Below are 12,376 nucleotides of genomic sequence, written 5' to 3'. Positions count from 1 at the left end.
GCATTTCGCAGTTTATCTATTCTTAACGCGGCGGTGCCATCAATGGACGTTTCTTACCTGCTCGACAGCCTTAATGACAAACAGCGCGAAGCCGTCGCCGCTTCGCGCACCAACATGCTGGTGCTGGCTGGGGCGGGCAGTGGTAAGACGCGCGTACTGGTTCACCGTATCGCCTGGCTGATGACCGTGGAAAACTGTTCACCGTACTCCATTATGGCGGTGACGTTTACCAACAAAGCGGCGGCAGAGATGCGCCACCGTATCGGGCAACTGATGGGCACCACCCAGGGCGGCATGTGGGTCGGCACCTTCCACGGGCTGGCGCACCGCTTACTGCGCGCGCACCACCTGGACGCCAATCTGCCGCAGGATTTCCAAATTCTTGATAGCGAAGATCAGCTGCGCCTGCTCAAACGTCTGATCAAAGCGATGAACCTCGACGAGAAGCAGTGGCCGCCGCGCCAGGCGATGTGGTACATCAACAGCCAGAAAGACGAAGGGCTGCGTCCGCACCACATTCAAAGCTATGGCAATCCGGTTGAGCAAACCTGGCAGAAGGTTTATCAGGCCTATCAGGAAGCATGCGACCGCGCAGGGCTGGTGGATTTCGCCGAGCTGCTGCTGCGCGCGCATGAACTGTGGCTTAACAAGCCGCACATTCTTCAGCATTATCGCGAGCGCTTCACCAATATCCTGGTGGACGAATTCCAGGATACCAACAACATTCAGTACGCATGGATCCGCCTGCTGGCGGGCGACACTGGTAAAGTGATGATCGTCGGCGATGATGACCAGTCAATCTACGGCTGGCGCGGCGCGCAGGTGGAAAACATCCAGCGCTTCCTCAACGATTTCCCCGGTGCTGAAACTATCCGTCTGGAACAGAACTACCGTTCTACCAGCAATATTCTGAGCGCGGCGAACGCCCTGATTGAGAACAATAACGGTCGTCTCGGTAAGAAACTGTGGACCGACGGTGCAGACGGCGAGCCGATTTCGCTCTACTGCGCCTTCAACGAACTCGACGAAGCGCGTTTCGTGGTTAACCGTATCAAAACCTGGCAGGACAACGGCGGCGCGCTGGACCAGTGCGCCATTCTCTATCGTAGCAACGCCCAGTCGCGCGTGCTGGAAGAGGCGTTACTGCAGGCGAGTATGCCGTACCGTATTTACGGCGGTATGCGCTTCTTCGAACGTCAGGAAATCAAAGATGCGCTCTCGTATCTGCGCCTGATTGCCAACCGCAACGACGACGCGGCGTTTGAGCGCGTGGTGAATACCCCGACGCGCGGCATCGGTGACCGCACGCTGGATGTGGTGCGCCAGACCTCGCGCGATCGCCAGCTTACGCTGTGGCAGTCGTGCCGCGAGCTGTTGCAGGAAAAAGCGCTGGCAGGACGCGCGGCGAGCGCGTTGCAGCGCTTTATGGAACTGATTGACGCGCTGGCCCAGGAAACGGCGGATATGCCGCTGCACGTGCAGACAGACCGCGTGGTGAAAGACTCCGGCCTGCGCATGATGTACGAGCAGGAAAAGGGCGAAAAGGGCCAGACGCGAATCGAAAACTTAGACGAACTGGTGACGGCGACGCGCCAGTTTGCGTACAACGAAGAAGACGAAGATTTAATGCCGTTGCAGGCGTTCCTGTCTCATGCCGCGCTGGAAGCGGGCGAAGGGCAGGCGGATACCTGGCAGGACGCGGTACAGCTGATGACGCTGCACTCGGCGAAAGGGCTGGAATTCCCGCAGGTGTTTATCGTCGGCATGGAAGAGGGCATGTTCCCGAGCCAGATGTCGCTGGAGGAAGGCGGGCGTCTGGAAGAGGAACGCCGTCTGGCCTACGTTGGCGTGACGCGTGCGATGCAGAAACTGACGCTGACCTACGCCGAAACGCGTCGCTTGTACGGTAAAGAGGTGTATCACCGTCCTTCTCGTTTTATCGGCGAGCTGCCGGAAAACTGTGTGGAAGAGGTACGCCTGCGTGCCACCGTCAGCCGTCCGGTGAGCCATCAGCGCATGGGGACGCCGATTTCCGAAAACGACACCGGTTATAAACTTGGCCAGCGCGTGCGCCACGCTAAGTTTGGCGAAGGTACGATCGTCAATCTGGAAGGTAGCGGCGAGCACAGCCGCTTGCAGGTCGCGTTCCAGGGGCAGGGGATCAAATGGCTGGTTGCGGCGTATGCGAAGCTGGAAACAGTCTAACTGTCCGAAAAGTATCGTGATTTTTTGAGAGTCTGCTAGCCTTACAGTGAATGAGGTAAATCTTACCATTTAGCCTTCCGTTGCGTGTTGACGCGGTTTTTTTGCTGGCGTAACATGCGCGCACGATTACGCTAAGAGGACAAATGCCTTGGACACACCCAGTAGATGCTGGCTCACTCTCCTGTCATTCAGGAACAACTCCTAAGGCTATCCTCTTATGCTGATAGCCTTAGCGGTTGTCGGCGACTCGTGTCATTTCCCCGTCGCAATGAGTCAGGCTGTTTAATGGTCTGAAACCCAATTTGTTTCTGTGTGCCCACCGGCTGTCCGATAATTTTTTGCATTGGGAGTCCCGGTCATGCTGAGCGCATTTCAACTGGAAAAAAATCGTTTAACGCGTCTTGAAGCGGACGAAATCAGCCATCTCGCCAGTTCGGTGTGGGTTGATTTAGTCGAACCCGACGATGAAGAACGAAACCGTGTGCAAAAGGAATTGGGCCAGAACCTGGCCACGCGCCCTGAACTGGAAGACATCGAAGCATCCGCGCGTTTCTTTGAAGACGAAGACGGTTTGCACATCCACTCCTTCTTCTTCTATGAAGATGCAGACGATCACGCAGGTAACTCCACCGTGGCGTTCACCATCCGCGAAGGGCGACTCTTCACCCTGCGCGAACGCGAACTGCCGGCGTTTCGTCTCTATCGTATGCGCGCCCGTAACCAGTCAATGGTGGACGGTAACGCCTATGAGCTGCTGCTCGATCTCTTTGAAACCAAGATTGAACAGCTGGCGGATGAAATTGAAAACATCTACAGCGATCTGGAAAAACTGAGCCGCGTCATCATGGAAGGTCATCAGGGCGATGAATATGACGAGGCGCTTTCCACACTGGCAGAGCTGGAAGATATCGGCTGGAAGGTGCGTTTGTGTCTGATGGATACCCAGCGCGCGCTTAACTTCCTGGTGCGTAAAGCGCGTTTACCGGCGGTGCAGCTGGAGCAGGCGCGTGAAATTCTGCGAGATATCGAATCCCTGCTGCCGCATAACGAATCGCTGTTCCAGAAGGTCAACTTCCTGATGCAGGCGGCGATGGGCTTTATCAACATCGAGCAGAACCGCATCATCAAGATCTTCTCGGTGGTTTCCGTGGTCTTCCTGCCGCCGACGCTGGTGGCCTCCAGCTATGGGATGAACTTCGAGTTTATGCCGGAGCTGAAGTGGAGCTTCGGCTACCCCGGCGCGATTATCTTTATGATGCTCGCCGGGCTGGCGCCATATCTGTACTTTAAACGGAAGAACTGGCTATAGAAATCCAGGGGCTGGCGATAAAACCGCTGGCCCCGGCATTGCTTCATGCTGAAGAATGTTCCTGCCTGACAGAAGAAATAACTGAGAGCAATAATGTCGTGAGAATTATCCAGGCGACATTGAGTTGTATACCAATGTTATCACAATCTGCTCCATGTAGTGCGACGCTGGCAGTACAAAAGATATTTACACCAATAGACAACGCGATAAAAAAACGTGCTCTGCAGCCTGAATCTCTGATTCTTTTAGCACCGATATTAATATGAATATATGTGTTGATGAAAATAAATATTAAATGAATAATTGTATTTTCAGTCATTAATGAAAGCAATATTATCCATGATAATGATGTATAAATAACAAAGCGCATTCGCTTCAATGTGTCGGTTGTGGATGGATAAAAAATATCTCTGATCAACGTCTTCATATACACTCTTTTTTATTAATAAGTAATGATGATTTTCTCGCATAAATTTATATTACACTGAATTGCCTGATGACACACATGTCGGATAATGGCATGATAAACGGGCTATACAGCAAGAAATAGATATAAGACTTTACAATTAATATGTTTAATGAATGGAACTCATAAAATGCAAGAGAAAAGTTTTTGGCAAGTTTTTTTTGGTAATAAACCTTTTTCTAAGTCTGAGTATATTAAAGCCTGGATTGGATGGTGGGTGATTAGTATCGTCCTTCTGTTTGTTCTGTGGTCTTGTACTACTCTGAATTTGAGGGGGATTGGAATAGGGTTAAGCTTCGGGTTCTGCCAGATCAATGCGCGCTATCTGATGTCCATTGGTTGGAATAAATTTATTGGTGTGCTGGGCGTATTTCCAGTAACTAATATTATATTATTTATTGTCTTGCTGTTTACCCACAAAAAATAACATTAAAGGGTAGCTAAATAATAGCTACCCTTTTCGTTTTTAACGTTTTCGCCGCTGTGTATACACCGCATCCATAATAAAGATCGCCAGTGCTACCCAGATAAAGGCAAATGTCACCATTTTATCGGCACCCGGCATTTCGCCGTAGAAGGTCACCGCCAGGATAAACATCAGGGTTGGGCCGATATACTGGAAAAAGCCCAGCGTTGATAAGCGTAAACGGGTTGCCGCGCCGGTGAAACAGAGCAACGGAATCGTCGTCACCACGCCTGCGGCAATCAGCAGCAGATTCAGCGACCAACTGTTGCTGCCCATATGGCTGGTGGCGCTGTCGGCAATGCCAAACAGATAAATGGCCGCGACAGGCAGCAGCCACAGGGTTTCAAACAGCATGCCGGTTTGTGCATCGACAGCGATTTTTTTGCGCACCAGGCCATAGAAGGCGAAGCTGAATGCCAGACCCAGAGCGATGATTGGCAGCGAGCCAAACGTCCACAGTTGCACCAACACGCCGCAGGCGGCGAGAGCCACAGCCAGCCACTGCATCCGGCGGAAGCGCTCACCGAGGAACAGCATCCCCAGCAGAATATTCACCAGCGGGTTAATAAAGTAACCCAGGCTCGCTTCCAGCATATGGTGGTTGTTCACCGACCAGATAAACAGCAGCCAGTTACCGCCAATTAGCACGGCGGAGAGCGCCAGCATGAAGATTTTCTTCGGCGTTTGCAGCAGCGTTTTCACCGCCGACCACTGACGGCTGATGCTGATCAGCGCCACCATGAAGAAGAAGGACCAGATCACGCGGTGCGTCAGGATTTCATCGGCAGGCACATAGTAGATAAGTTTGAAGTACGCCGGAGCGATACCCCAAATAAAATAGGCGGCGAGAGCGAGAAGCACGCCCTGCCGCGTCTGTTTGGCATCCATCGGAGTCATCCGTTACAAAAAAGTAAACTGATTTTACCCGATTTTACTGTTTATCCCACCATATATGTCGCGGTTGCGCTGGCGATGTGGACCTGCTCTTCGTTGTGCAGCTCCACGCGCGCGACGGCGACTTTATTGCCTGCGCGCAGCAGGGTGCTGGTGGCGGTGAAGCGATTGCCGCGCCCTGGACGTAAATAGTCAACGCGTAAATCGATGGTGCCCATCCGTGAGAGACGCTGACGCAGCTCTTCTTCGTTGATGGTGTCGTGGCGCGTCAATGTGCTGCCGACGCAGACCAGGCCTGCCGCGACATCCAGCGCTGAAGCGATCACACCGCCGTGCAGAATACTTTGCGCCCAGTTACCGACCATCATTGGCTGGTTATTAAAGTTGAGTTTGGCGAAGTCTTTCTCATAACGTTCCAGCTCCAGGCCAAGCGCCCGGTTGAACGGCATGTGATAAACAAAGATTTCACCGACCAGCTTCAGCGCGGCATCGGCAGTGAGTTCAGCAGACATAACAACCCTTTCATTCGTTAACTAAATGTTGATTTTATGCCTATGAAATGTTGTTTTCTACATTAGAAATGGATTACTGAGCATTAAATGCCTAAGTATGTAAAATGAGTGACATTCAAACATTCATCATAATAATTTATTTGTTCAGGAGAACATGACTGATGCAGCTCACCCGGAGTTGGTTATTGGCGGCAGTGCTGCCTGTTTCAGCGTTCGCGCAGGAAGCGACAATTAAATCGGTTCACGACACGCCTGCCGTAAAAGGCAGTATCATGGCTAACCTGCTGCAGGAACATGATAATCCGTTCACGCTCTATCCTTATGAAAGCAACTACCTGCTTTATACCTGGACCAGCGATCTCAATAAAGAAGCGATCAGTTCCTACGACTGGGCCGAGCACGCGCGCAAAGATGAAGTGAAGTTTCAGCTCAGCCTGGCCTTCCCGTTATGGCGCGGCATTCTGGGTGATAACTCGGTGCTGGGCGCGTCGTATACCCAGCGTTCCTGGTGGCAGTTGTCGAACAGTGGTGAATCTTCGCCGTTTCGCGAAACCAACTATGAACCGCAGTTGTTCCTTGGCTTTGCCACCGATTACTCATGGGAAGGCTGGACGTTGCGCGATGTTGAATTTGGTTTCAACCATGATTCAAACGGTCGCTCAGACCCCACGTCTCGTAGCTGGAACCGTCTTTACACGCGCCTGATGGCGCAGAATGGCAACTGGCTGGTCGAGGTGAAACCCTGGTATGTGGTGGGGAACTCCAACGATAACCCGGATATCACCAAATATATGGGCTACTATCGTCTGAAAGTCGGTTATCAACTGGGTGACGCGGTACTGAGCGCGCAGGGCCAGTATAACTGGAACACCGGTTACGGCGGCGCGGAAGTGGGCGTCAGCTACCCTATCAGCAAGCATGTTCGCCTTTATACCCAGGTTTACAGCGGCTACGGCGAATCGCTGATTGACTACAATTTCAATCAAACGCGTGTGGGCGTGGGTGTCATGCTTAACGATCTGTTTTAACGCGGGCTTTCCCATGATGTTGCGAGCATGGCCGAAGGAATTCGTCTAAAACGTTGCAGTTTAGAACGCAGGCGCTGAAAATAGCGCCTGTTTTTATTTTTTCGGTAAACGGAGTCAATGTGGCACAGGCGGAAGTATTGAATCAGGAATCGCTGGCTAAACAGGTTTTGCAGGAAACCTTTGGCTACCAGCAGTTCCGCCCGGGCCAGGAAAACATCATTGATACCGTGCTGGAAGGGCGCGATTGCCTGGTGGTGATGCCGACAGGCGGTGGCAAATCGCTCTGTTATCAAATCCCGGCGCTGGTGCTGAATGGCCTGACGGTGGTGGTATCGCCGCTGATCTCGCTGATGAAAGACCAGGTCGATCAATTGATCGCCAACGGCGTGGCGGCGGCCTGCATCAACTCAACGCAGAGCCGCGAGCAGCAGCAGGAAGTGATGGCGGGCTGTCGTAGCGGGCAGATTCGCTTGCTCTACATCGCTCCGGAACGCCTGATGCTGGATAACTTCCTGGAGCATCTCGCCCACTGGAATCCGGTGATGCTGGCGGTCGATGAAGCGCACTGTATTTCGCAATGGGGCCATGATTTCCGCCCGGAATACGCTGCATTAGGCCAGCTGCGTCAGCGCTTCCCGGCGCTGCCGTTTATGGCGCTTACCGCCACGGCTGACGACACGACACGCCGCGACATTGTTCGCCTGCTGGGGCTGAACGACCCGCTTATTCAAATCAGCAGCTTCGATCGTCCCAACATTCGCTACATGCTGATGGAGAAGTTCAAACCGCTCGATCAACTGATGCGCTACGTGCAGGAGCAGCGCGGCAAGTCCGGCATTATCTACTGTAACAGCCGGGCGAAAGTAGAAGACACCGCCGCACGCCTGCAAAGCCGGGGGATTAGCGCTGGAGCGTATCACGCCGGGCTGGATAACGCCGTGCGGGCCGATGTGCAGGAGAAATTCCAGCGCGATGACCTGCAAATTGTGGTCGCCACCGTGGCGTTCGGGATGGGTATCAACAAGCCTAACGTACGTTTTGTGGTCCACTTCGACATCCCGCGCAATATTGAATCCTACTATCAGGAAACGGGCCGCGCCGGGCGTGATGGCCTGCCTGCGGAAGCGATGCTGTTTTACGATCCGGCGGATATGGCATGGCTGCGCCGTTGCCTGGAAGAGAAGCCTGCCGGGCCGTTACAGGATATCGAACGTCATAAGCTCAACGCGATGGGCGCGTTTGCCGAAGCGCAAACCTGCCGCCGTCTGGTGTTGCTGAACTACTTTGGCGAAGGGCGTCAGGAGCCATGTGGTAACTGCGATATCTGCCTCGACCCGCCTAAGCAGTACGATGGGTTGAATGACGCACAGATCGCGCTCTCGACGATTTACCGGGTGAATCAACGCTTCGGGATGGGTTACGTGGTTGAAGTGATTCGCGGCGCCAACAACCAGCGTATTCGCGAGTTTGGCCACGACAAGCTCAAGGTCTACGGCATGGGGCGTGAAAAGAGCCATGAGCACTGGGTGAGCGTGATCCGCCAGTTGATTCATCTGGGCTTTGCGATGCAGAACATCGCCCAGCACTCCGCTCTGCAACTGACTGACGCCGCACGGCCCATTGTTCGTGGAGAGATTCCGTTGATGCTGGCGGTGCCGCGTATTGTCGCCCTGAAACCGCGCGTGATGCAGAAAGCCGCAGTGGGTAACTACGACCGTAAACTGTTTTCCAAACTGCGCAAGCTGCGTAAAGCCATCGCCGATGAAGAGAACATCCCGCCTTACGTGGTCTTCAACGATGCGACGCTGATTGAAATGGCGGAGCAGATGCCGGTTTCCGCCAGCGAAATGCTCAGCGTCAACGGCGTGGGGACGCGTAAACTGGAACGCTTTGGTAAAGAGTTTATGGCGCTGATCCGCGCACATGTGGATGGCGACGATGATGAGTAGTCAACCGCGCTAAAAAGTGCCAATATAGTTACTCACTGAATTATTCCCCGCGAGTACGTTATGTTAACTCTGTTTCTGACAGTGGCGCTGGTGCACATCATTGCGCTGATGAGCCCGGGCCCGGACTTCTTTTTCGTGTCGCAGACCGCGATCAGTCGCTCCCGCAAAGAAGCGATGATGGGCGTACTCGGCATCACCTGTGGCGTGATGGTCTGGGCGGGCGTGGCGCTGCTTGGTCTGAACCTGATCATCGAAAAAATGGCGTGGCTGCACACCATTATTATGGTCGGTGGTGGCTTGTACCTGTGCTGGATGGGTTACCAGATGCTGCGCGGTGCGCTGAAAAAAGAGAACCACGCCGCACCGGAACCGCAGGTTGAGCTGGCGAAAAGTGGCCGTAGCTTTATGAAAGGGCTGCTGACTAACCTGGCGAACCCGAAAGCGATTATCTACTTCGGTTCGGTCTTCTCGCTGTTTGTCGGCGATAATGTCGGCGCGGACGCACGTTGGGGCATCTTCCTGATGATCATTCTCGAAACCCTCGCCTGGTTTACCGTGGTGGCGAGCCTGTTCGCGCTGCCGACCATGCGTCGCGGATACCAGAAAGCCGCGAAGTGGATCGACGGCTTTGCCGGCACGCTGTTTGCGGGCTTCGGCATTCATTTGATTATTTCGCGCTAACCCATTGACCCACTCCGAACATACTGGGGTGGGTAGCCTTCTTAGTGCTGAAGCTGCTTAAGGTCATCCTGCGAAAGGCCGGTCATTTCCATGATTGTCTGAAAATCAAACCCGCGTTGCAGCATGGTTTTCGCGACGTCGAGAAGGGCTATTTGTTTGCCTTCTTTACGGCCTTCTTTACGCCCTTCCCGTCTTCCATCACTCAATAATTTTTCCGCCAGAGTCATCAGTTCTTCTCCATGTTGCGGCACGCGCTGTGCCAGCCCATACAGTAATGTTTGAACGTCTTTTTCTTCACCTGCCAGCATCATGTATTTTACCAGGGTGCGGATTTGTTGTCCGCTCATCTGCTCTAACGTTAATATCTGCGCCAGTTTATCCAGCAGAGTCGCCATGTCGCGCTGGCGGATATGCTTCTGAACCAGCGTCAGAGCCGCCATGCTGCGGTGCTGCATGATTTCGTCATCGGGGATCAGGGTGATGTCGACCAGGGGAAATGCGTGAAAATAGAGCTCGCGCGCGGTGTCCGGATCCGGAAAAGCATCGAGCCAGTTCATTGACCAGGGGTAAGGGCTGCGCTTGCCCTGATAAAACAGAATCGGAATCACCAGCGGCAGGGTTTTGTTTCCCGCTTCCAGATGTCGCTGCATGGTGGCGATGGCATAGCGAAGCAAACGAAAGGCCATATTCTCATCCGGTGAGCTTTGGTGCTCAATCAAAACATACACATATCCGCTTCCCTTACTGGTTTCCAGCGAATAGAGCACGTCGTTGTAGTACTGGCGGAGATTCTCTTCAACAAAACTGCTGGCTTCCAGGTGGAGCGTGTCGAGGCGACAGAGTTTTACCAGCGCAGGCGGCAGATGAATTTCCATAAAGTCGCGCGCCGTTTCTGGCCGGGATAAGAATGCCTTAAAGACTGCATCATGAGGAGTGGTTGCATCCGCCATTTTCCATCGTCCGTGTGTGAAGTCTGGCGGCATTCTGGCACCGAGATGAGTACGGTAACAGCGCGAAAAAAAAGTTTCAGCGCAGATTCCGAGCCGCCTCGAATGCGGGAGTTAACGTCTTTATCTGTTCACTAAAATTTGCGGGCGCGCTTCCATTTCACGCATGCCTCGCCGACGCCAGCAGCGCGCCAACCAGCATAAACAACGAACCAAAGACTTTGTTCAGCGCCTTCATCTGGCGCGGGCCTTTAATCCAGCTCGCGATGCGTTGCGCGAGGGTGGCATAGCCAATCATCACAATAATATCGACCACAATGGTGGTGATGCCGAGCACCACGTACTGCATCACCTGCGGCTGATGGGGCACGATAAACTGCGGGAACAGCGCCGCCAAAAAGACGATGCTTTTCGGGTTGGTCAGATTCACAAATACCGCCCGTCGATAGAGTTTTGAGCGTGACTGTGATTGCGCGAGGGTGTTGAGGTCAATTGCCCCCGCCGCGCGCCATTGCTGGATGCCGAGCCAGATAAGATAGGCTGCGCCCGCCCATTTCAGCACTTCGAAAGCGAGCACGGAACGGGAGAACAGCGTCCCCAGCCCGACCCCTACCAGCACAATATGAATCGCGAGCCCGGTCTGTAACCCGGCGATAGAAGCGACCGCGCCGCGATAGCCGTGGCTAATGGATGTGGTCATGGTATTGATCGCGCCGGAGCCCGGTGAAAGGCTGAGAATTATGGATGTCAGCAGGTAGGCGAACCACCACTCAAAGGTCATGAGAATCTCCCTGGTTATCTGTTTTTTATGCCACAATACGCTATTGTATGAGTGTTGTGTCAGGCCTCACAAAAAAACGATTTTCAGCGGTTAGCAGGGGTGGAAGCCCGATGTTTCAGCAGCAAAAGGACTGGGAAACAAGAGAAAACGCGTTTGCCGCGTTTGCGATGGGGCCGCTGACGGATTTCTGGCGTCAGCGCGAAGAAGCGGAATTTCGCGGCGTGGATAACGTTGCGGTGCGCTTCGTGCGTTTTTGCTCTGCGCATCACGATCGCGTGGTGGTCATTTGCCCAGGCCGTATCGAAAGCTACGTGAAGTATGCCGAACTGGCCTACGACCTCTTCCACAGTGGGTTTGATGTATTAATTATCGACCACCGTGGGCAGGGGCGTTCAGGCCGGATGCTGTCGGATACCCATCGCGGTCATGTGGTAAAATTCAGCGACTACGTTGACGATCTGGCGGCATTCTGGGAACAGGAAGTCGCGCCCGGTCATTGGCGTAAGCGGTTTATTCTCGCGCACTCGATGGGCGGCGCGATTGCCACGCTTTTTTTGCAGCGTTATCCGCATCAGTGTGACGCACTCGCGCTTTGTGCGCCGATGTTCGGTATTATCATGCGCCTGCCTGAATGGATGGTTCGTCATATTCTCGATTGGGCTGAGGGCCATCAGCGTCTTCGGGAAGGGTATGCCATTGGTACCGGGCGCTGGCGAGCGCTGCCGTTTAGCCTTAACGTTCTGACGCACAGCCGCCAGCGTTATCGGCGCAACCTGCGTTTTTATGCCGATGAGCCGCGTCTGCGCGTGGGCGGGCCAACGTATCACTGGGTCCGTGAAGGGATCATTGCCGGTGAGCAAATCATCGCCGGTGCGCCCAACGATACGTTGCCGACGCTTATTATTCAGGCGGAAGAAGAGCGTGTCGTAGATAACCGCATGCACGACCGTTATTGTGAACTTCGCGCAATGGCGGGGCATCCCTGTGATGGGGATAAACCGCTTGTCATACAGGGCGCGTACCATGAGATCCTTTTTGAAAAGGACGCCATGCGCTCGGTCGCACTCAATGCTATCGTCGATTTTTTCTATCGACATACTTAAACCGGCATTTATGCCGCCAGGCTTAAAGGTAGAAT

Annotated in this window: 13 protein-coding genes; 8 read left to right on the top strand and 5 right to left on the bottom strand. The window is 53.7% G+C overall.

From position 1 onward, the window contains the following. The first annotated feature begins 42 nt into the window (after nucleotides 1–42). The 3 genes from uvrD to corA all read left to right on the top strand — a co-directional run bounded on the left by uvrD (nucleotide 43) and on the right by corA (nucleotide 3,514). Entirely contained in the window at nucleotides 43–2,205 is a 2,163-nt protein-coding gene (gene uvrD / locus G163CM_RS16990; protein WP_015966428.1) for a DNA helicase II, read from the top strand. A 148-nt stretch (nucleotides 2,206–2,353) separates the two neighbouring features. After that, nucleotides 2,354–2,410 (top strand): YsgD/CorL family protein, encoded by a 57-nt coding sequence (gene ysgD, locus G163CM_RS23575; RefSeq protein WP_350435819.1) that lies wholly within the window; start codon nucleotides 2,354–2,356, stop codon nucleotides 2,408–2,410. 153 nt (nucleotides 2,411–2,563) lie between these two features. Beyond that, a complete protein-coding gene (corA, locus tag G163CM_RS16985; RefSeq protein ID WP_015966427.1) occupies nucleotides 2,564–3,514 on the top strand; it encodes a magnesium/cobalt transporter CorA in 951 nt (316 codons plus the stop codon). A 43-nt stretch (nucleotides 3,515–3,557) separates the two neighbouring features. Here corA and G163CM_RS16980 read toward each other — a convergent pair whose 3' ends face one another. Further along, nucleotides 3,558–3,941: a hypothetical protein gene (locus G163CM_RS16980; protein WP_231825709.1), complete on the bottom strand. Its 384-nt coding sequence runs from the start codon at nucleotides 3,939–3,941 to the stop codon at nucleotides 3,558–3,560. A gap of 169 nt (nucleotides 3,942–4,110) precedes the next feature. Between G163CM_RS16980 and G163CM_RS16975 the strand changes: the two genes are divergently transcribed. Beyond that, entirely contained in the window at nucleotides 4,111–4,407 is a 297-nt protein-coding gene (locus tag G163CM_RS16975; RefSeq protein ID WP_231825708.1) for a hypothetical protein, read from the top strand. A 39-nt stretch (nucleotides 4,408–4,446) separates the two neighbouring features. Here the strand turns inward: G163CM_RS16975 and rarD are convergent, their stop codons facing one another. Then, complete coding sequence (gene rarD, locus G163CM_RS16970; protein WP_231825707.1) at nucleotides 4,447–5,334, bottom strand: EamA family transporter RarD; 888 nt, start codon at nucleotides 5,332–5,334, stop codon at nucleotides 4,447–4,449. Between the two features lie 50 nt (nucleotides 5,335–5,384). Next, a complete protein-coding gene (gene yigI, locus G163CM_RS16965; RefSeq protein ID WP_015966425.1) occupies nucleotides 5,385–5,852 on the bottom strand; it encodes an acyl-CoA thioesterase YigI in 468 nt (155 codons plus the stop codon). 161 nt (nucleotides 5,853–6,013) lie between these two features. On the opposite strand from yigI, the gene pldA reads away from it, so the two are divergent. From pldA to rhtC, 3 genes are all read left to right on the top strand, one after another. After that, on the top strand, nucleotides 6,014–6,880 hold the full coding sequence (pldA, locus tag G163CM_RS16960) for a phospholipase A (protein ID WP_015966424.1): 867 nt from the start codon (nucleotides 6,014–6,016) through the stop codon (nucleotides 6,878–6,880). Between the two features lie 119 nt (nucleotides 6,881–6,999). Further along, the gene (recQ, locus tag G163CM_RS16955) at nucleotides 7,000–8,829 is read left to right on the top strand and encodes an ATP-dependent DNA helicase RecQ (RefSeq protein WP_231825706.1); all 1,830 of its coding nucleotides are present in this window, start codon (nucleotides 7,000–7,002) and stop codon (nucleotides 8,827–8,829) included. A 60-nt stretch (nucleotides 8,830–8,889) separates the two neighbouring features. Continuing rightward, the gene (gene rhtC / locus G163CM_RS16950; protein ID WP_015966422.1) at nucleotides 8,890–9,510 is read left to right on the top strand and encodes a threonine export protein RhtC; all 621 of its coding nucleotides are present in this window, start codon (nucleotides 8,890–8,892) and stop codon (nucleotides 9,508–9,510) included. A 41-nt stretch (nucleotides 9,511–9,551) separates the two neighbouring features. On the opposite strand, the gene G163CM_RS16945 is transcribed toward rhtC, so the two are convergent. Further along, the gene (locus tag G163CM_RS16945) at nucleotides 9,552–10,460 is read right to left on the bottom strand and encodes an Rpn family recombination-promoting nuclease/putative transposase (protein WP_231825705.1); all 909 of its coding nucleotides are present in this window, start codon (nucleotides 10,458–10,460) and stop codon (nucleotides 9,552–9,554) included. Between the two features lie 157 nt (nucleotides 10,461–10,617). Further along, nucleotides 10,618–11,238: a homoserine/homoserine lactone efflux protein gene (gene rhtB, locus G163CM_RS16940; RefSeq protein WP_108476899.1), complete on the bottom strand. Its 621-nt coding sequence runs from the start codon at nucleotides 11,236–11,238 to the stop codon at nucleotides 10,618–10,620. 110 nt (nucleotides 11,239–11,348) lie between these two features. Here rhtB and pldB point away from each other — a divergent pair, with 110 nt between their 5' ends. Continuing rightward, a complete protein-coding gene (pldB, locus tag G163CM_RS16935; protein ID WP_015966419.1) occupies nucleotides 11,349–12,341 on the top strand; it encodes a lysophospholipase L2 in 993 nt (330 codons plus the stop codon). The last annotated feature ends 35 nt before the right edge of the window (nucleotides 12,342–12,376 follow it).

Origin of the sequence: Pseudocitrobacter corydidari (assembly GCF_021172065.1) — a bacterium.
Classification (GTDB): Bacteria; Pseudomonadota; Gammaproteobacteria; order Enterobacterales; family Enterobacteriaceae; genus Pseudocitrobacter; species Pseudocitrobacter corydidari.
This window is presented reverse-complemented; position numbering and strand designations above follow the sequence as displayed.